The organism is Aurantiacibacter rhizosphaerae, assembly GCF_009807005.1.
Lineage (GTDB): Bacteria > Pseudomonadota > Alphaproteobacteria > Sphingomonadales > Sphingomonadaceae > Alteraurantiacibacter > Alteraurantiacibacter rhizosphaerae.
Genome location: NZ_WUBR01000002.1, coordinates 338,821 through 357,246, shown reverse-complemented (window position 1 = coordinate 357,246; position 18,426 = coordinate 338,821). Strand labels below are relative to the sequence as shown.

The window sequence follows — 18,426 nt, the reverse complement described above, 5'->3', positions numbered from 1 at the left end:
GATTGACCACACCTGGCTATCTCTCAGGGTATCAGTATGGCGCTAGCTAACAGCGCACGGAACCAATCTAGAATGGGTAACGTTCGTGGGGTGGGCATCGTCGGCGCACATTTGGTGTGTGCGCAATGGCTCATCGTCGCTGCCCAGCTACCACGTGCTAAGGGGTAGCCTTCGAGCGGGAGAATAAACGGCAGGGCCGTCAAGTGCGCAAACGATGCCCAAAGCCATCTAATCACTTAATAAATGGCACTCAACTCTTTTTTCCGCAATAATTTGAGCAAGTCGACGCCATCCCATTTGATAAACCAAGGGAAGTTTTCCATTGATCGAACGGCCGCTTGTGAATCAGCGACAGAAAGTTTCTGCAGGCCGACTTTACCTCTGAGCCGGTTAAACCACGAGGCTCGCTTCGGCAGAGGCAAAAAGGGACAGGTCAATAGGTCAGAACAAAGATGGATCGATTGAGAATCGATAGAGAGACCAGGACCGGAGTCGATGATCTTGCGAGCGTGAGTGAACAACCGGCCTATGAGATCGCGATGCCTTGGTCGCCCGCCAGTCAAAAAAAGGAAGGTGACAATTTCGAAGTATTCGAAATTACTTACGTCGCAGCAAGATTCCTCAATAAGGTCCTCTACGAGGGGTTCGTTTGCTACGACCTCACTCATGGGAATTAGTATGTTCAAAACCTCCAAGGGTACCGCAGTTAACTCACGATGCCGGCCGCCACGAGCAACCGATTTAGCTACGTCTAGCGTCCAGCGCATTACGCTTTCCGACAAATGTGGCAAACGATCCTGAAAATGGTTTTTAAAAATCCGCGTTGCGGTGATCACAGCTCTTGCAACGTGTAGCGAAGCTCGGACTGTAGGGTTCACGGTATAAAAGAAATAGCAGAGTTCGATTAGAACCAAATTGACGTCGATCATACATTCTCGGGCGGCCTCGGTGCGCTCGGCCCCTTCCGATGAATAGCCATCTGCAAGCTCCACGACCCGCTTGCTGAGTGCAGAGACAATATAGTCAGATACAGTCTCGTAACCTGTATTGTGCATCGTGCACGTCGCTTTCACTTGGCTGATGAAAGACCGAATTATTGCATCAGAGCGCCAAATACGTAGTGAAACTGCGTGCCGATCAGTACCCTGAACTCTATAGGAAATTACTTTTTTCAGAAACGCGTTTAGGGCGTCGTTAACTTCCTTGATTATTATCGACTTCGATGTCGCAAATGGTCGGGCGACTGTCACTGCTTTCCCCGAGTTCAGATGTAGATTAAAATCTCCAAGGGTAGTCTGCACGATTGAAGAAACTTTATCCAAGATGACGTAATTCTTCGCGAATATATAGAAATCGTCAACATATCTACGGAACTCATAATCAGACCTAAAAACTAATCCTTTATCAGAAAGACAGTCTATAATACGCTTATCTATCTCAGAAAATATTATTTCCGCGAACACTCTTGATACTTCTGGCCCGATGCAAATTCCATTCGTCTCGTTGTAATTCATTGACTGCATCAAGCGATCAAAATCATTGGCAAACCCGACAGCTTGGGTATTATCCTTCGCGGTTTCCACGTCGGCGACTGCCCAAAAGAGAGAATGGGTGTAGATACTATTGAAACATTTGCTAACGTCTAGAGTGCGAAAGAGCTCGAATTTTTTCTCAAGGTGAATGTAATCGTTTGAATTGAAGAATTCGTGCGCTCTGTTGATCATATTATATGCAAAATATGAGGCTGGGTTGGAAGTGGTTGTCTCTAGCGTGACTGTATCAATACCTGCGGCTTTGAAGCGGTTAACCTCACTCTGGGTCCCACGGACGAAAAACGATGCCCCGACTTTGACAGGCGCACGCAGAGATGCCGGGGATTTTGAAGAAAAATGACATATTAAACTGTCATAATCCTTATAGAATTTGGCAACCGCTAACTGGGCCGACGGATGGACAAGGCTCAGGCGGCGGGCTGTAAAATTATCTCGGAGAACACTAAATCGATATGGTTTAGTGTAACGCCTTTCTGAGCTTAGAAGCACCTCAAAGAATTCTAACGCTTGGCTCGTCATGTTGGTGATCGTAGCTTGATTTCTATAAAATCCGTCGTTGGAGAATATTAGTGGTACTTCCTCTGGGAGTGTTTCAGTTAAAACTACGCGAATGAAATCACCGCGCCGAACATTACCTTTTGCAACGAGCTTCTTACGCATGTGACCAGCATTTCGTCAGGTGGCGAACCTCAGAGTACGTAAAGGAAAAAAAGCGATTTGAGACAAACCCGCTTCGAAATCCAAAGCCGAGCAGACTGCGCCGCTGAGCGGTCGTTAAAGTTGGGCGCAGTCTGTTTTGCGGATGTCGAGACGTTATTGCGTTGACTAGAAATCTGTCTAACTCGTCCAGCGATGTTGCCAGGATTGAATTGATCAAGCTGTAGTTGTATCTTAAGCCAGAGTACCGCTGTTGACCTGAAGAAGGGTCAGCAAAACCGTAGTTACTTGTGAGCAACTTCACCCGTCCGTGAAGATCCGCGAAGTTTCCATCGGCGTTAAATTGTATTATCGCTTTCGCGATACGTCTCTTTAGGCGGGCGACTTTCCTGTCGGCAATATCGACAACCACCTTCCGTTCAATCGCGTTCTCGGCTCTTACTGCGACACCGATATCCAGCCTGTATCCTAGGAAAGACAGCTGGTGCTCGGTCGCGTGCGTTGCGCCACGCTCGTGAGCCTTGAAATTGAACTCAACTGATTTCGAACGGTTTAGATCAAGGCCATCGGGAAGCCAGGACCGTGCCTTCAAGCTGATCGTTTCTAGATCCGCTCCATCCAATGCGACGACAATAATGTCGTCTACAAAGCGGTTGTAAAATCTAACACCTGACAAGCTTGACATCTGGCGATCATAATTGCGCATAGCAAATTCAGACAACGTGGCGCTTACCCCCAACCCGCGTGGCAACCCATCAATTCCTTGATTCTGCAATGCGTCGAAGAATGAGCTAAGCACGTTAACTGACTGTCGAGAAAACACAGCGTCCTCTCTCAAGGTCGATATTATTGCGTTCGTGTTTATAGTTTCGTAAAAAGATTTTACGTCGAATTTTAGAATGTGAAATGGTATTCCTTCACGCGAAAGGGCGATGATGGATTTAACGATCGACTGACGATCGGATTGTTTGACATTAGTCACACGCCGAATGCCCTCGGAAATTTGTCGAATTATTAACGTCTCAGCAAGCGATGTCTGCTGATAGATGGACTTACCACCTAGAAATTCACGTCGTAATGCCACTTGCGCGAAGCCGCTGTTAACGAGTTGAACGGCGGCATCAACAATTGGTTCTCGGTCAGCCGTCGAGAAAGACCAAAGATGGCTGTGAAAGTCGGTTGCGCGAATCTGCCTAGCGAGTGTCTTCGCGTGCAAAGTGGAATCAAACATAATTCAAATTATCAATGCCCTTTACTGTCTGAAAAGCCCATCGCTACCAGCAAATGTATTGTTCGCTAGTCCGTTATTAAAGACCGGCCACCTTTTAATGAGGTCATTATTAAGAACTGAGTTCATCATGCTACAGTTGAGCTCTCATAGCAGAGCCTAACGTAGCTTCTGGGTCAATAGCGGGGATTTCTTAAAGACATGATATTGAAGCTGAATGGGTCATTTTTCACCAATTTCGCTCAATTGAAATCATGTGCGATTTTGAGAGCCTTTTTAAGAACGCAGCCTTCGCTCCTGTCTCCTGATGCTTCTACGCAAGTTCGAAGGATCTACCATTAATTCCCTCGCCGTCATCCGCAATCCGCCTTCGGAAACGAGCTGATCCAGCGCATCAAGTTCAACTCGCTCTGCAAGTTCACGGTGACCGAAGTGCCTCACAAGGGCTCGCATTTTCTCTGCGCCGATAGAGGCTAGGTTCGATTTGCTGTCCGCGCCGAGGAGATTGGAAAGCCGCTTCGATTTCATCCGGCCATGCCGAGCAATCTGATAAGTGCTGAAAACTTCGCATAGTCTAGCCAGTTCCGATTGCAGCTCTGCAATGTCAGCTGGACTGTAGCCATATGAAGGTTGAGCGTCTGGATCAAAACCTAAGGTGCTCTGCTTATCCAGTTCATTGGCCTCTTTGCCGATGTGGGCCATGCAAGTGGCCAGGACGTGCCGCCGTTGCGTCTTCCCGGTATCGCTATGTTCGCCATTCAGAAACTTGTTTTCTGGCTGTAGATGATACTGCGCGATGGCCTGAGCGTATGTTTTGAGTTTTTCAATTGGCACCGGCAATCCAGTATTGCGATCAAACGCTTTTTCCGCAGCCTTGGCCGGATCGGTTTCAAAGGGAGAAATTGGCTTCAGATTGCTTCTCGAACCTATACGCATCGACGGCCTGCCAACTACGCGAGGCTCGCAATCAATACTGTGGGTCATTAGCCCGGTCAGAAAGCCAAAGGGTTTTACCTGATCAGCGTAGGGTTTGCCTTCATTGTATTGCTTGAACCAACGCAGCAAATCAGGCGAAGTCGCGGTGTATCTGCTGATAGCTGGCAATTGGAGTGCCGGGGGATAGCTCAAATCAACCATGTGCGGTTTGTCGGTGTAACTGGCCTCAATGATCTTGAGCCAAATATCATGCTGCCAAAGTGCCAAACCCGCTTTTGCCAAATCGATTTGCGGCTTTGGGATTGAAGGGGCTGGATTGTTCGCGTTATATGGCGCTCGCAAATGTCCTAAGCCATGCGCCGACGCTTTGCGGATTATCGGCCTGCCACCATTGTCCAGATTATACAGCGCATAGCGTTTAGCTGAAATGGCAAAGCAATAGAGCGGCTCCAGCTTTCCATTTCCTGACTGCGAGAAATTCACATCCTCGCCTTTCAAGATCGAGCCTTCAAAGTCGTATGGATTGAGTTGACCAAACCAATCGATCACGCTTTGCACATGAACGGTAAACTCAGACCCATCCATCAATTCAGGCTTAGCCAGGGCGAAACTGTCTGTATCGCAGAATGACCAATCAAGCCCACGGTCGCTCGCCAGTTTCTCGGTTATCGCCAGCATCAATCGCGCAGCGCCTGTGATGAGCGTGGCGAGCAATGGATGAAAGAAACTTCCCGGCTTTTCGGTCTTCGAAGGCTTCACGGTGAAGCTGTCGTCATGGCCTGCAAAAAGCTCGGCCATTGCGCCCGTGATAACATCCTCGACATTCATCTCGACAAAGATGCCGTAGGTCGTCGCACTGGCCATGATCTTAATCGCATTCTGCTGCGTATCTAAGGCTTCTCTTATTGCGCCCTTCGCACTTTGGCGCTTAATCTTGGTGGCTTGCCTGAGTTCGATTAGCCGCTTGTAGAAATCATCATTGGCAGGGTCGATTGCAAAGTCAGCTTCGCCATTGATCTCAAATTCCCGCAATCCTCGCTGTTTTCGCATCGGTTCAAACGCAATGGCCTCGAAAATCTCGGGCGCCTTTCCAGTAAGCAATTTGGATGCAATGCAATCGGCAAGCGTGAACCATTGCGGACTTTTGTTGGTGAAGTAATTAAGGCCAATGGTAGCTTGTACTGCATCGGCGTAATGCGCCCGGACTGGCACTATGTCGGCATGGGGCTTGATGCGAACCAGCATCGATAGCTTTCGCCAAAAGCGTGTTGAGCCAAGGTTGTCCAATGTCACTGCATCCAAGGTCGACTGCGCATCTTTCGTGGCGTCGTTAGTCCTGATGCCTGTCGCGATCACATAACGCCAAAGGTTCATCAGTGTGCCGACTGTCGGATACATTGACAGGAAATCGCAAAGCATGACTTGGCGTTGTTCGCGCCGGATGCCGATTTCAGCACGTCCGCCATAGTAGGTCGACATAATCTTACCGATTGTCTCTGGATCGAAATCAGGCTGGCATTCCCGCCATGGTTTGACGCCCATGGCTTTCAGGCAGGCTTTGCCCAGGCTCGCCTCGCTATAGATTTTTTCCGGCCTTGTGCCGTCTAATCCTAGCTTGTCGAACTTATCGATCAGGGCGCAGTAGCATTCCCACGTGGCTTGTGTGTCACGCACCGCGTATTCGACAAACTCAGGTGTGATAGGGGCGTTGAAATCTTCGAATTTCAACTTTGCACTTTGCACACCCAAAGTATCGCACAAGCTCGCAAGAGAAAATGATTTGGCCAACAATGCGCTTGATAGCGTCTTGCAATCGACAAAGTGACCGCGCTGGATTGGTTCGGTTTTGCCGCGCTTGAGCACGCTGTGGTTCGACCGGTTTTTCCCCGGAGCTGCGAATTGTATGAACGCTGCTCTGGCAGACAGATGTTTGATTTGGATGCGTGGACGCTTTTTGTTTTCCGTCAGGCCAAAAGTAAAACCACCCTTCATTTTGCCACGAGCTGAGTCCGCACTGAGAGCAATGCGGGCAATGTCGAATGGGAGATTGAAGCCTACAATCGTGCCGCGATAATCATAGCCGATGGGGAAAAACACGTGTTCGACAAACTCGCCATGTGTCAGCAATTCAAGGCCGTGCGATGAAGCGTAATTTCGCAAGACCGCAAACTCGTCATCACTCAGATTTTCCGGCGAATAGAAGATGCCGCTTTCCATCAATGCGCCCTCATTGCGAGTTTGGTAAGTGCCAAACCGCAATGACTGGGTCTCATCTGCAAATGTCTCGCAGTCGAAAATTAGAGTCCAATTCGACGCAGCCAAAGCAATTGAGCGGGGCGTTCGTTTTCTCGCTTTTCCAGTCGTAATGGCATCGGGCACGGCAAAAGCGCGGATGGAAATGGGCAAGCGGTCTGTGATGGGCGGCGAGCTCATTGCGCGTCCCCGGCAATTGCGCTCGGCTTTGCCAGTTCAATGAGGATATGAGCAAATTCCAAAAGCTTTTCGACAATGATTGAAAGCAAATCGGCAAGGCCAATTAGAAAATGGCCAATGCGGTCCAAGGTAGGATCAGCGCCTGCGTCGAAGGCCGGATGATCCTTTTGATCATCGGTGACTTTCCGGTGGCAGCTTGCGCAGATTGCGACGGTAACATCATCGCGCCCATGATCCGCAACGTGATGTGCGTCCAAGCACCGCCAATCCGTTTCCCCGCAAATTCCGCAAATGGGATTATTGCTACCAAGCTTTACGAGCCGCTGCTGCTTGCGGCGCTCCTTATCGTTGCGCTTCATTGCTCAATTTCCTTTCTTCAGATTGTGATGAGCCGGTAAATGTCTTCAAAAATCTCGCTGCCCGATGCGGCAAGGCGATAGAGAGCGTTCTCGTCTGTTTCGAAGGGGTGGAGTTTGCCTTTGGCGTCGCGAACGGACAGCCCGACAAAGTCAGACAGAAACTCACTGTCGTTGGTGCTTATGAAACTCTTGAAGGCTGACAAATATCGCCCGTTGAGCGAGGCTTGTTCGTATCCATCAAGCCGCATTTGCATCGCCTGGCCGTTTGACAGGACAAGCATTTCACGAGGGGCGCGATCATCGATTAGCCAAGTGCGGCCCTGCCTCTCGGCAAGCTGGTTTTCGCGAAGAAAGCGCCGGAAGCGCTCGACGGACACTCCAGCCTCTTTAGCCGCTGCAACCTGCGTTCCAGACTGTCTGAGGGCTGTGAGAGCCGCTTCGAGCTTCGTGTCGCCACGAGCAACGTTCGATCCACGAATAGGCTTTTCACCGGGCCGGGCGTGACCTCGTGCCTGAGACTTGCTTAGACCGCGTTTGGCAGCATTGGCGATCCGGCGCTGATACTCAGCTTTGTAGTCGCGTTGGCGGGCCACGTGGATTTCCTTTGACTTGCCCGCAGCTGGATTGCTGCTGACCGGTCAAAGAATCTCTAGAGACGGTGATTCGAGCGAATCCTCTTATGCTCACGTACCGAGGTAATTAATTGGAATTCCGATTAATTCGCTTTCGTTTGCATAAGCGCACAATTGCTTTTGAAATGTTTTGATCACTCAAGCCATTGCCTGGCTTATATGCAGCGCCGAGATAATTTCGAACCAAATCACAGGACGTTTTACGAGGTAAATCGGCAAATTCCGGATTGGTTTTGAGCAATTGGGCGATTGCATTGTCGATTGCTGAATTCGAGCCGCCCTTCGGTTTTGAATTTAGTCCGTTTATCATCACTGCTGGATCGGTAATCCTAATTCGTCCGTAGCGGAATCCGTGCGCCTCTAGAGTTCCTTCACGCCAATCAGGATCGTCGGTTTCAAATCTCGCTGGATTGATAACAACCGGGCTTTGACCCGGAGAGGGAAGCTCGCGGTATCCAGTCGCGATGAGCTGGTCGTTGAAGAGCTCGTCCAAGAGATGCTCCTTGATCTCCTTTTCGAGCTCTGTCCGATATTGAGATTTAGATAGCCCATCCGAAAGTGATTTCAGAATTTCCCAACCGCTATCTGGCTTTGAATTGAGATCTAGGCTCTCAAAAAAGCCAGGAGCGCGCTCATATTCGGACGCCAAATTCTCTGGAGCAAAGCGCAGCCACGCGTTGCCAAGCCCGGTGCCTTTTTCCCAAGCCTCTCTTGCTCTATTCGATGCCAAAATAGCCGCCATTAACCGTTAATCTGTACGACAATTAGCAGCAATTCTGCTAGTTTCCGTAAATGCTCGAAACTTCGCAATTCCGCGCAATCGAAAACCATTCCGAATGGGCCGAAAGATCCGAATTCTGGGTTCGCAACATTGCGAAGTCGAAACGAAAACGGCGACGGCGAGAGCGCACTTCCCAGCCTCTAATTCTAACCGGACACGGTTCTTCCTTGCGAATTGAACAAGGATCATTGCTGATCAGGCAAGGCTTTAGCCATTACCCGCAAAAGGCAGAACAATTCCGCTATTTCAAAGGCGATTTGCAATTGCCGAGATTGATCCTGCTATTGGATGGAAGCGGCTCAATTTCATTCGATGTGCTAGGTTGGCTTGGCGAGCAAGGCGTTGCACTCGCCAGAGTTCAATGGAGTGGTGATCCGGTAGTCTATGCATCTGGCGCAGGCTTCATCGGCAATCCCGAAAATCTGCAATGGCAATACAAGACCCAATCCGATGAGCAATTGCGCTTGGAATTCGCCCGAACGCTGATTTGCGACAAAGTCCGTAACAGCCTTACAACTCTGCGAAAGCATGTCCCAGATAGTTCATATCGGGAAAAGGCAATTGCCAAAGCCAATGAGACGTTGGTCAATCTCCCAAAGCGGCAATTCGGTGAAATGAATGAGCTTCGCAATGTCGAAGCTGAATGTGCAGCACGCTATTTTGCGGCTTGGAAAGCAGTTGAATTGAGGTGGAAGGCAGAGAGCCGCTATCCAATTCCCGACACATGGCGGAAATACCAGGCGCGCAGCTCAATTCTCACCGGTCGCAAAGCTCGAAATTGGAAAGCGTCGCATCCAATCAACGCCATGCTCAATTACGCTTATACCGTGCGATTAGCGCAATTGCAGGTTCAAGCGGTGAGTGATGGCTACGATCCTTTTGGAGGAATAATGCATCATTACCGCCGCGAAATTCCAGCTTTCGCATATGATCTTATTGAACCGGAAAGGCCGAAGGTCGATGCTGCCGTTCTTGCTTTCGCCCGGAAACAGACGTTCTCTGGTGCGGACTTTATATTGCGGAAAGATGGGGTTTGCAGACTATCGCCGCAATTGGCGCGAAACCTGGCAGGTCTGATATAGGCAAATCTGGGCCAAAAGCAGTCTGTCGGCTAACGACCCCTTAGCCGTCATTAGATCCATCACGATGGCTACGACCACAGTGACCGCATGTCTTCCTCGGCCACGGTGTGGACCACGCGAAAAAGCCCTTGTTGCTTTGGAATGGGGAGAGGCCGCAATCGGGACACCGGAATACGAGCAGCGCCACCACTCCATGGCCGAGCCAGAAAGCTAGTCCCAGCAGCATGCCAAGATCGCCCAAAGTTCGATGAAGTGCTGGCATCCAGACTGGGAACGTGAAGAAGACAACGAGGACCCAAGCCATGAACAGCCATGATTTATTGTAGAGGGACATGGCTTGCGGTGTGATGTCTTTCCGACCTGAATGCAACGTCCGCTTCCCACCCCAATAGCAGACATTCGATAGCGCGGGTTTTCCGCCAAACAGCGGACTGGCAGCTTTGCCACGCTTTGAGCCGAAAGCGGGCTTTCCGCTAACGACCCGATATCGGACCGAGCGAGTTGATGTTACTGGTCGCAAAAGCGAACCAAATCGCATAAGTGGAAGGATGCGACGCGTTTCGCTTAATCAACCTATGCCTTGGCTAGTCGTAGTTGGACTTATGCTGTTCGTGGCCCTTTTTGTCCTACCATTCAAAACAGATGAGCCATCTCCGGACCGACTCGCGTTCCAAGGCAAGACTGCTAAATCACTCGACTGGGTCGGAATGTGCCTCGGCCAAAACTGGGGCGGGCGATTAACTTTACGGCATCGAAAAGCGCCGTCGGATCAGGCTGTCCGGTTCGACAATCCAGTTCGACACTATCTGGTTGACGTTCACGATAATGGATCGTCCCGCATGATGCGGGCGTATTCAAGGCGCGGAGAGCCTTTCAGCCAACGAGAAGTGGAGGCGTTGGACGGGTGTCTAACTGGTGAGGCAATCGCCTTGGCTGACCCGCGAAATCGTTAGGCAGCTAGTGCTGAAATCTGCGGCTAGCGGACAGTCTACTTCCCACCCCACAAACAGCCGTTCGATGACGGGGACGACACGCCTAGGAGCGGACTGGCAGCTTTGCCACGTTCGGAGCCGAAAGCCGCCTGACAGCTAACGACCTGATTGCGGACATGCCAACTATCGGTATCCTGGAGTTGAGAGGAAGGTATCAGGTTGCGCATCATTTCCGATTTCAGGTTATTCGAGAAGCCACCGAAGCCAAGCGCCGCACTGCTTCGCTGGATCGCTTGGCGATGGCTCGTCCTTGGCTTGTTAGTGGCCAGTTTCGTCGCTCTTGTTGCCGCCATGAACTTCCTCGGAGGCGAGCCGATCCATTATACAAATGAAGGTCGCAATCTGACAGAAGAAGAGGTCTGGGAGCTCGTTCGGTTCTTCCTATCGATTGGCGGCGTCTTCCTCATTCTCGGCCTACTGGGCATCTCGCTTATACCGAAAGATTGATTTCCGCTTTCCACCCCAATTGCAGACGCTCACGCCATGCGGTGGTCACTCCACAAGCGGACCGGCAGCTCCGCTCTGTTCGGGCTGAAAACCGGACCAGCCGCTAACGACGCGATAGCGGACACTGGTGAATTCGTGCACATAGCCACAATGAAGGTGACTATTTACGATGCGACTTCGCCAATCGGTGAAGCAGACATATTCGCGCTAGACCCGCCGATGGGTGTTGCCATGGCGAAATTCATACCTTTTCCAACATACAGCCCGAATCTTCACGCGAATGTCGTTGATGGCGATTACATCGAGGACCGCAGTGAAAACCTTCGGATGGAATTGGCGGACGGGGTGGCTCTGATAAGCCAAGCAATCTCTATACAGGATTGGCCTGGGCTCGATGAGCGAGAGGTCCATATTCTCGGTATTCAGGAGCCGAGCTTCGAAGAATTGTTTCGCGATCACCCCGATTTTAAGTCGTATTGGGGTGAAGCTTGACGGCAGCTACCCACCCTTTTCGGACGTTCCGAGTTCATGGCAAATCTGCCAAAAGCATCCAGTCGGCTCGCCTTGTGGTTATGGCGAATGAAAACGTGAAATCACCGAGTGTGGTCAAATGATGGACCAGGCCGAACAATCACCTTATCCCCCCGCCGAAGCGGGGCTTTTTTGCATCTGCGGTTATTTGCCGGGAAGGTCCGGCTCCAGCAGCTTGTGCAGGTGGACGATCACGTATTTCATTTCCGCATCGTCCACAGTGCGCTGTGCCCAGCCGCGCCATGCCTCTTCCGCGCTTTCGAAATCGGCGAAGAAGCCGACGACGTGAATATCCTTCAGATCCTGGAATTCCGCTCCGCGTGGATCTGTGACGCGGCCACCCATTACGAGATGGAGAAGCTGGTGGTCGTGCTCTTCTGACATGCGATGGCCCTTCAGTTACGGCTGAAAACAAAAATCCCCTCGCGCTCTAATCCAAAGGACACGGAGCGCAAGGGGACTCGAACTGTAAAAATTAGATGCGGCGTTGTGATCAACGCTGGCCGAATGCGCGGGCGATACGCTTGCCGGTTTCGCGTGCGGAAATGCGTGCTGCATCACCGGCGCGATCGGCATTGTAGCTCGCATCGCGGCGCACGGAACGGGCGCGATCGCCGATGGCATCGCCCACATCGCCTGCACGGCGTGCACCGGCGCGGCCGATATCCTTTGCATCGTCCAGCAGTTCGCTGGCGAATGCGGAGGCGATTTCGGCACCGATAGCGGCCAGGCCAACTGCCTTGGCACCGCCGGTGGCGGCTGCGCGGCGCGGGCCCTTGAACATGCCGGCAACCAGTATGCCCAATGCAACGCCGCCGGCTGCGGCGGCGAGGGGGTGTTCCTTCACAAAGCTGGTGAACGCATCACCGGCGTCGGAGGCCTTGTCAGCCATGCGCTGCGTGGTGGATTGCTGTGCCTTTGCATCTTCGCGTGCCTGTGCGGCAGCGATGCGGGCCTTGATTTCGGCGCGTTTCGGGTCGTTCATCGGGATTCTCCGGGAAAATTATGTTTCAATCAAAATAGGAACGGGCATCACGCGCCAGTTGTTCCGCCTTCTCGCTCACCTTTTCCACCGGGGTCTTCTCGTGAAAAAGATCGTAGACGGCGTCCGCCAGTTGCTCGCGGTATTTCCAGCCAAAGAAGGCGGCCACGGCGACTGCGATGCCGGTTCCCACTTGTGCGCGGTGCGTATCGGCATATTCGTGCGTGTTATCGGAAAGTTCCGATGCACCGTCCTTGATCCTGTCGACGAAGCGGCCACCCAGGCCCTTGCATGACATATCGCCTTTTACATAGGCAACGTCGGACTTAACCATACGCTTTGCCGCGTCTCGCAACATGCGGTCTTCATGCATCTGGGTTTGCAGATCAGTCATGGTCGCCAGGCTCCTCGTCACTTGCCATAGCGGCCCTGATGTCTGCCCATGCGCTTGCAGCCTTGCGGACCAGCAGATAGGCCACCAGAAGTATCACCAGTACCACCAATGCAGTGGCGCCCCACGCGGTGATGAGCGGGGTGAGTGCGATGATCAGGCCCACGGTGAGACCGATCGTGGCGAGAACCGCCAGATAGGCGGCGACCGCACCGAACGCGATTGTCTTTTTCAGCCGATTGGCAACGAAGCCCGCGCGGGACTTCTGATAAGACATTTCGGCATCGAAATAGGTTCGGGCGTCCTCGAAAAGATCCCCTAGATCATCTGCAAGAGAGCGCGTTTCCGCAGGCGGATCGACGGGGTGCGCCAATCCGTCCTGCGGAAAATTCGCTGCGTGCGCGGCGTCGCTGGGTTGCAGTGGTTCGATGCCGCTGTCGTGTCTGACCTGCACAGTCTCTTAGCGGAACAGGCGGGCGAAGAAGAAGCCGACGACTGCGGCAAGGCCGACAGCGGTTGCCGGGCTCTTGCGGATGGCTTCACGCGATTCGTTGGCCAGTTCGTCCAGGCTCTTTTCGTCCAGCTTGCGTGCATTGTCCTGCAGGGTCTGCGAGGCGGAGCGCGCATAATCGCCGTATTTCGGGCCGAGCTTTTCGTCCAGCGTGGTGACGTTGTCGTCAATCACACGGGAAAGGCCGGTCAGTGCTTCGCTGGCCTTGTGCTTTCCTTCAACGGCGAGTTCGCCAGCCTTGGATTTCGCATCAGTGGACCATTCGCCGCCGCGGGCCTTGGCTTCTTCACGATAGCCGCTGGCGCGCAGCTTGGCTTCGTCACCCAGCGCGGCTGCACCGGCCTTTGCTTCGTCAAGCGCTGCATTGAAGCGCGACTTTGCCTCGGCAGTATTGGGGTTGGTGGTGGTCGTCGTGGTCGTGGGGGCTGCTACGGTCTCGGTCGCTGTGGGCGTTGCGGCGACTGTGGAGGTGTTTGCGGTGGGCTGCTTGGCCATTGTTGGTTTCCTTCCTTGGTACACGCCTGGTGTCCCTCAGTATTGTATTATGGGGATAAGACACCCCGGTTCAAAGGATCAACGCATGTTGCAGTGCAAAGTTCCGGAGGATAGGAGGCGCGGGACACCCGCAAAGGGGACGGCAGCAGGAGCTTACTTTAATGACCGCAATCATCGACATCCACGGGCGCGAAATTCTCGATTCCAGGGGCAATCCCACGGTCGAGGTCGACATTCTGCTGGAAGATGGCAGCTTTGGCCGGGCCGCAGTCCCGTCTGGCGCCTCCACCGGCGCGCATGAAGCGGTGGAATTGCGCGATGGCGACAAGGATCGCTATTTCGGCAAGGGCGTGACGAAGGCCGTTGAAGCGGTGAATGGCCCGATTTCTGAACTGCTGCTGCTGGGCCCGGATGCGGAAAACCAGCGCGACATCGATATGGCGCTGATCGATCTTGATGGCAGCGCCAACAAGAGCAAGCTGGGCGCCAATGCGATCCTGGGCGTCAGCATGGCCGTGGCCAAGGCGGCGGCCAATTCGCGCGGCCTGCCGCTGTGGGCCTATGTCGGCGGCGTGTCTGCCCATGTCCTGCCGGTGCCGATGATGAACATCGTGAACGGCGGCGAGCATGCCGACAATCCTATCGACGTGCAGGAATTCATGGTGATGCCCGTCGGCGCCGATTCCATTGCAGAGGCCGTGCGCTGGGGCAGCGAGATTTTCCACACGCTGAAGAAGGGCCTTTCGGAAAAGGGCCTGGCAACATCCGTGGGTGATGAGGGCGGCTTTGCGCCCAATCTTGCCAGCACGCGCGATGCGCTGGATTTTATAATGACCAGCATCGAAAAGGCCGGCTTCACACCGGGAGACGACGTGGTGCTGGCGCTGGATTGCGCCTCCACCGAATTCTATAGTGACGGCAAGTACGAGATTTCCGGCGAGAAGCTCTCGCTGACGGGTGACGAAATGGCCGCCTATCTCGCCAAGCTGTGCGATGATTACCCGATCCTCTCCATCGAGGATGGCATGGGCGAAGACGATTTCGACGGCTGGAAAGCGCTGACCGACATGATCGGTGATCGCGTTCAACTGGTGGGCGACGATCTGTTCGTCACCAATCCGGAACGCCTGAAGATGGGCATCGACAAGGGCCTGGCCAACTCGCTTCTGGTGAAGGTCAACCAGATCGGCACGCTGACAGAAACGTTGACCGCGGTAGACATGGCAACCCGCGCTGGCTTCACTTCGGTGATGAGCCACCGCTCCGGCGAAACCGAAGATGCGACAATCGCCGATCTCGCGGTTGCCACCAATTGCGGCCAGATCAAGACAGGCTCGCTCGCCCGGTCGGACAGGCTGGCGAAATACAACCAGCTTATCCGCATTGAGGAAGAGCTGGGCGATTCCGCAGTCTACGCCGGTCGCGGCTGCTTCGGCCGCCTTGCGCGGTGATGGGATCGCGGCTGTGATGGTCGGCAAATCATCGTAACGATGTGTTGGGAAAGGGCGGTGTCGCAACTGCGATTGCCTCCCTTCCCACAAATCCCGCTTTTCCAGCGTCTCAGGGAGAGATGCGGCCGTTAGTGGCCGTTCCCTGTCCCTTGCTGTACCCAATTTCTGGTGACGAATTTGGCCCCTGATGCTGCGTTTCTCGGCGGCATCACACTGCAATGTGATCGGGTGTGATGCTCACAGAGCGTTCGTCAGCCGGGCCAATTGTTCATCCGTCAGCTCAAGCCGGGTAAATTCCAGCAGCGTTTCCAGCTGCTCCACATTCCGCGCGCTGGCGATGGGGGCAGGGATGCCGGGCTGGCTCACCAGCCACGCCAGCGCAATGGCCGGCAGGCTTGCGCCGGTTTCGGCGGCGATGTCATCCATTACCGCAAGAACGGGCGGGCCGCTCTCCGCGTAATCCTTCACACGGTAGGCGCGGCTGCCCTGTTCGAAATCCTCTGGCTTGCGATATTTGCCTGTCAGATAACCCGCGGCAAGGCCGAAAAACGGCAGCATCGCGATATCGCGCTGCGTGCAAAGCGCCTGCAGGTCCGGCCCATAATCGTCTCGCGCCACAAGATTGTGCTGGTTCTGCAAGACCGTGAAAGGCGTGGCGCCCGCGCTCTCTGCATAATCCAGTGCGGCCTTCAGACGGTCCGCCGTGAAGTTGGACGCGCCAAGCTCACCGATCTTGCCGGTCTGCATCGCGCCCTCAAACGCGTCGACGATTTGCGAAACCTCCAGCTCCTCAAAATCGCGGTGAGCATAGTACAAATCGATCTTGTCGATCTGCAGCCGCTCCAGTGTTGCATCGAGGTGGGCAAGCACTCGCTGAGGCTCGTAAAGGCCGGGATCGCCCATCGAGCCGGGAGAGTTTTGCTGCCGGTCACTCCACATGCCGGTTTTGGTGTGGATGCGCATCTCTTCACGCACACCGCTGCGGGTGAGCCACTGCCCCAGAAACGCCTCTGAATCGCCGCCGGAATTTCCCGGCACCCAAGCTGAATAGACATCGGCGGTGTCGATCATCCTGCCGCCCGCCTCGTAAAAGGCATCGAGCACGGCGAAACCTTCCTCGCCAGTCGCAGTCCAGCCGAACACATTGCCGCCCAGAACCAGTGGAATGCCGGCGATGGCGTGGTGCCCGCTCAAGAGAATTTCTCGGCCAGTTCCAGCATGCGGATCGCAGCCTGTGCCGCTTCACCGCCCTTGTTCTTCTGCGCGGGATCGGCGCGCACCAGCGCCTGCTCCTCGTTCTCCGTGGTCAGGATGCCATTGCCGATGGGGATGCCGTCCATCGTCAGCGCCATGATCGCGCGGGCGCTTTCCCCGGCCACGATTTCGAAGTGATACGTCTCCCCGCGGATAACCACGCCGATGGCGATAAAACCATCGTACTGGTCGCTTTCAGCCGCCAGCGCGATAGCGCCAGGAACTTCCAGCGCGCCGGGCACGGTGATCACCTGCGCCTCGTGCCCGGCCGATTCCAGCGCAGCCTTCGCCCCTTCGATCAGCATGTCATTGAGATGGGCGTAAAAACGCGCTTCGACGATAAGGAACTTGGCCATTGATTACTCCGGAATAGGGCGGGTCTCGGCCACCGTAATGCCATAGCCTTCAAGGCCAACAACATTATGGTGCGAATTGGACAGCAGGATCATGTCGGTGACGCCAAGATCGGCCAGGATCTGCGCCCCGATGCCATATTCGCGCAGCTCGCTCTTGGCTTGCGGGGCGGTGCCGATCTCGCTTTCCAGAGACGCCGATTTCGATGGCATCAGCACCACGATCACGCCTTCGCCTTCCTCCCCGATGGCGGCCATCGATCGTTGCAGGACGCGCTTTTGTTCGCCGCTGCGGCCCAGCACATCATCGAAGATGGAGATGGCGTGCATGCGGGTCAGGATCGGCTTGCCGGGTACGACATGGCCTTTCTGCAGCACCAGATTGACAGAGCCATCCACCGTGTTGCGATAGCTGGCCACGCGCCAGTCCCCACCGTAATCAGAGCTGAAGGTGCTTTCGTTGGTGCGCTTGACCAGATGATCGTTGCGCATCCGGTATTCGATCAGATCGCGGATGGTGCCGATCTTCATGCCGTGCTTGCGGGCAAAGCCGATGAGGTTTTCCAGCCTCGCCATGGTGCCATCTTCATTCATGATCTCGCAGATCACGCCGCTGGGGTTGAGGCCGGCAAGGCGCGAGATGTCCACCGCAGCTTCCGTATGCCCGGCGCGCACCAGCACGCCGCCATCGCGGGCGATCAGCGGGAAAACATGACCGGGGGTGACGATATCGTCCGGACCTTTGGAGGAATCGATGGCGACGGAAACCGTGCGCGCCCTGTCTGCCGCGCTGATACCGGTGGTGACACCCTCGCGCGCCTCGATGGCGACGGTGAAGGCAGTCTGCTGGCTTTCGCGGTTACGGTTGCTCATCATCTCCAGGCCCAGCTCCTTGCCGCGGCGTGAGGTAAGCGAAAGGCAGATCAGGCCGCGGCCATGGGTGGCCATGAAGTTGATGGCATTGGGCGTGGCCATCTGGCCCGGAATGATCAGATCACCCTCATTCTCGCGATCTTCGTCATCCACCAGAATATACATCCTGCCGTTGCGCGCTTCCTCGATAATCTCCTCGATCCCTACAAGGACGGGCGTTTCGTCATTATCGGTGAGGAAATTGTCGAGCTTGTTCAGCGTGTCGGTGGTGGGGTTCCAGCCGTCTTCGCCGCAATCGCGCAGGGTGTTTGCATGGAGACCGGCAGCACGGGCGAGGCCAGCGCGGGTCATCTTTCCGTCGGCGATAATCTCGCGGACTCGGTTTATGATAATGTCGCTCATATCATGCGCTTATCACATTGCAATGTGATGGCAAGTCTCACGCATCACATTGGCTGCGGATATTCGCACTTGCGCCGCGACCA

At 54.1% G+C, this 18,426-nt stretch carries 18 protein-coding genes; 4 read left to right on the top strand and 14 right to left on the bottom strand.

The features are described from left to right. Positions 1-236: 236 nt before the first annotated feature. The 6 genes from drt3b to GRF63_RS09155 all read right to left on the bottom strand — a co-directional run bounded on the left by drt3b (position 237) and on the right by GRF63_RS09155 (position 8,540). Positions 237-2,213 carry an antiviral reverse transcriptase Drt3b gene (drt3b, locus tag GRF63_RS09180; RefSeq protein ID WP_160485720.1) on the bottom strand — a complete coding sequence of 659 codons (1,977 nt, stop codon included), beginning with the start codon at positions 2,211-2,213 and terminating at the stop codon, positions 237-239. After that, the gene (gene drt3a, locus GRF63_RS09175; RefSeq protein WP_160485719.1) at positions 2,206-3,441 is read right to left on the bottom strand and encodes an antiviral reverse transcriptase Drt3a; all 1,236 of its coding nucleotides are present in this window, start codon (positions 3,439-3,441) and stop codon (positions 2,206-2,208) included. The genes drt3b and drt3a overlap by 8 nt, the downstream gene beginning before the upstream one ends. Before the next feature lie 273 nt (positions 3,442-3,714). Further along, positions 3,715-6,807 (bottom strand): hypothetical protein, encoded by a 3,093-nt coding sequence (locus tag GRF63_RS09170; RefSeq protein ID WP_160485718.1) that lies wholly within the window; start codon positions 6,805-6,807, stop codon positions 3,715-3,717. Beyond that, complete coding sequence (locus tag GRF63_RS09165) at positions 6,804-7,166, bottom strand: hypothetical protein (protein WP_160485717.1); 363 nt, start codon at positions 7,164-7,166, stop codon at positions 6,804-6,806. Before GRF63_RS09165 ends, GRF63_RS09170 begins: the two co-directional genes overlap by 4 nt. A gap of 17 nt (positions 7,167-7,183) precedes the next feature. Continuing rightward, positions 7,184-7,759 (bottom strand): hypothetical protein, encoded by a 576-nt coding sequence (locus GRF63_RS09160; RefSeq protein ID WP_160485716.1) that lies wholly within the window; start codon positions 7,757-7,759, stop codon positions 7,184-7,186. 106 nt (positions 7,760-7,865) lie between these two features. Continuing rightward, on the bottom strand, positions 7,866-8,540 hold the full coding sequence (locus GRF63_RS09155; protein ID WP_160485715.1) for a hypothetical protein: 675 nt from the start codon (positions 8,538-8,540) through the stop codon (positions 7,866-7,868). Positions 8,541-8,590: 50 nt separating this feature from the next. Here GRF63_RS09155 and cas1 point away from each other — a divergent pair, with 50 nt between their 5' ends. The 3 genes from cas1 (at position 8,591) to GRF63_RS09140 (ending at position 11,592) form a co-directional block, all read left to right on the top strand. After that, positions 8,591-9,661: a CRISPR-associated endonuclease Cas1 gene (gene cas1, locus GRF63_RS09150; protein WP_160485714.1), complete on the top strand. Its 1,071-nt coding sequence runs from the start codon at positions 8,591-8,593 to the stop codon at positions 9,659-9,661. Positions 9,662-10,812: 1,151 nt separating this feature from the next. Further along, entirely contained in the window at positions 10,813-11,100 is a 288-nt protein-coding gene (locus GRF63_RS09145) for a hypothetical protein (RefSeq protein ID WP_160485713.1), read from the top strand. 150 nt (positions 11,101-11,250) lie between these two features. After that, positions 11,251-11,592, top strand: coding sequence for a hypothetical protein (locus GRF63_RS09140; RefSeq protein WP_160485712.1), 342 nt, complete (start codon positions 11,251-11,253; stop codon positions 11,590-11,592). 183 nt (positions 11,593-11,775) lie between these two features. Here the strand turns inward: GRF63_RS09140 and GRF63_RS09135 are convergent, their stop codons facing one another. The 5 genes from GRF63_RS09135 to GRF63_RS09115 all read right to left on the bottom strand — a co-directional run bounded on the left by GRF63_RS09135 (position 11,776) and on the right by GRF63_RS09115 (position 14,010). Beyond that, complete coding sequence (locus GRF63_RS09135; protein ID WP_160485711.1) at positions 11,776-12,015, bottom strand: DUF4170 domain-containing protein; 240 nt, start codon at positions 12,013-12,015, stop codon at positions 11,776-11,778. 109 nt (positions 12,016-12,124) lie between these two features. Then, positions 12,125-12,616, bottom strand: coding sequence for a hypothetical protein (locus GRF63_RS09130; protein WP_160485710.1), 492 nt, complete (start codon positions 12,614-12,616; stop codon positions 12,125-12,127). A 25-nt stretch (positions 12,617-12,641) separates the two neighbouring features. Then, entirely contained in the window at positions 12,642-13,007 is a 366-nt protein-coding gene (locus GRF63_RS09125) for a hypothetical protein (RefSeq protein WP_160485709.1), read from the bottom strand. Then, on the bottom strand, positions 13,000-13,458 hold the full coding sequence (locus GRF63_RS09120) for a phage holin family protein (RefSeq protein ID WP_160485708.1): 459 nt from the start codon (positions 13,456-13,458) through the stop codon (positions 13,000-13,002). The genes GRF63_RS09125 and GRF63_RS09120 overlap by 8 nt, the downstream gene beginning before the upstream one ends. A gap of 6 nt (positions 13,459-13,464) precedes the next feature. Then, positions 13,465-14,010: a hypothetical protein gene (locus GRF63_RS09115; RefSeq protein ID WP_160485707.1), complete on the bottom strand. Its 546-nt coding sequence runs from the start codon at positions 14,008-14,010 to the stop codon at positions 13,465-13,467. Between the two features lie 161 nt (positions 14,011-14,171). Here GRF63_RS09115 and eno point away from each other — a divergent pair, with 161 nt between their 5' ends. Continuing rightward, on the top strand, positions 14,172-15,461 hold the full coding sequence (gene eno / locus GRF63_RS09110) for a phosphopyruvate hydratase (protein WP_160485706.1): 1,290 nt from the start codon (positions 14,172-14,174) through the stop codon (positions 15,459-15,461). A gap of 237 nt (positions 15,462-15,698) precedes the next feature. On the opposite strand, the gene GRF63_RS09105 is transcribed toward eno, so the two are convergent. From GRF63_RS09105 to ribB, 3 genes are read right to left on the bottom strand one after another with little or no spacing between them, the layout of a single operon-like run. Continuing rightward, complete coding sequence (locus tag GRF63_RS09105; protein WP_202131665.1) at positions 15,699-16,655, bottom strand: aldo/keto reductase; 957 nt, start codon at positions 16,653-16,655, stop codon at positions 15,699-15,701. Further along, positions 16,652-17,071 (bottom strand): 6,7-dimethyl-8-ribityllumazine synthase, encoded by a 420-nt coding sequence (ribH, locus tag GRF63_RS09100; RefSeq protein ID WP_160485705.1) that lies wholly within the window; start codon positions 17,069-17,071, stop codon positions 16,652-16,654. Before ribH ends, GRF63_RS09105 begins: the two co-directional genes overlap by 4 nt. Positions 17,072-17,074: 3 nt before the next feature. Next, entirely contained in the window at positions 17,075-18,343 is a 1,269-nt protein-coding gene (gene ribB, locus GRF63_RS09095; RefSeq protein WP_160485704.1) for a 3,4-dihydroxy-2-butanone-4-phosphate synthase, read from the bottom strand. Positions 18,344-18,426: the final 83 nt, after the last annotated feature.

What these genes read in the sequence shown, in the direction of transcription:
- GRF63_RS09125 (WP_160485709.1), bottom strand. Translation starts at nt 13,007, where the DNA reads ATGACTGATCTGCAAACCCAGATGCATGAAGACCGCATGTTGCGAGAC.
- cas1 (WP_160485714.1), top strand. Translation starts at nt 8,591, where the DNA reads ATGCTCGAAACTTCGCAATTCCGCGCAATCGAAAACCATTCCGAATGG.
- GRF63_RS09155 (WP_160485715.1), bottom strand. Translation starts at nt 8,540, where the DNA reads ATGGCGGCTATTTTGGCATCGAATAGAGCAAGAGAGGCTTGGGAAAAA.
- GRF63_RS09170 (WP_160485718.1), bottom strand. Translation starts at nt 6,807, where the DNA reads ATGAGCTCGCCGCCCATCACAGACCGCTTGCCCATTTCCATCCGCGCT.
- ribH (WP_160485705.1), bottom strand. Translation starts at nt 17,071, where the DNA reads ATGGCCAAGTTCCTTATCGTCGAAGCGCGTTTTTACGCCCATCTCAAT.
- GRF63_RS09130 (WP_160485710.1), bottom strand. Translation starts at nt 12,616, where the DNA reads ATGAACGACCCGAAACGCGCCGAAATCAAGGCCCGCATCGCTGCCGCA.
- GRF63_RS09140 (WP_160485712.1), top strand. Translation starts at nt 11,251, where the DNA reads ATGAAGGTGACTATTTACGATGCGACTTCGCCAATCGGTGAAGCAGAC.
- eno (WP_160485706.1), top strand. Translation starts at nt 14,172, where the DNA reads ATGACCGCAATCATCGACATCCACGGGCGCGAAATTCTCGATTCCAGG.
- ribB (WP_160485704.1), bottom strand. Translation starts at nt 18,343, where the DNA reads ATGAGCGACATTATCATAAACCGAGTCCGCGAGATTATCGCCGACGGA.
- GRF63_RS09115 (WP_160485707.1), bottom strand. Translation starts at nt 14,010, where the DNA reads ATGGCCAAGCAGCCCACCGCAAACACCTCCACAGTCGCCGCAACGCCC.
- drt3a (WP_160485719.1), bottom strand. Translation starts at nt 3,441, where the DNA reads ATGTTTGATTCCACTTTGCACGCGAAGACACTCGCTAGGCAGATTCGC.
- GRF63_RS09165 (WP_160485717.1), bottom strand. Translation starts at nt 7,166, where the DNA reads ATGAAGCGCAACGATAAGGAGCGCCGCAAGCAGCAGCGGCTCGTAAAG.
- drt3b (WP_160485720.1), bottom strand. Translation starts at nt 2,213, where the DNA reads ATGCGTAAGAAGCTCGTTGCAAAAGGTAATGTTCGGCGCGGTGATTTC.
- GRF63_RS09135 (WP_160485711.1), bottom strand. Translation starts at nt 12,015, where the DNA reads ATGTCAGAAGAGCACGACCACCAGCTTCTCCATCTCGTAATGGGTGGC.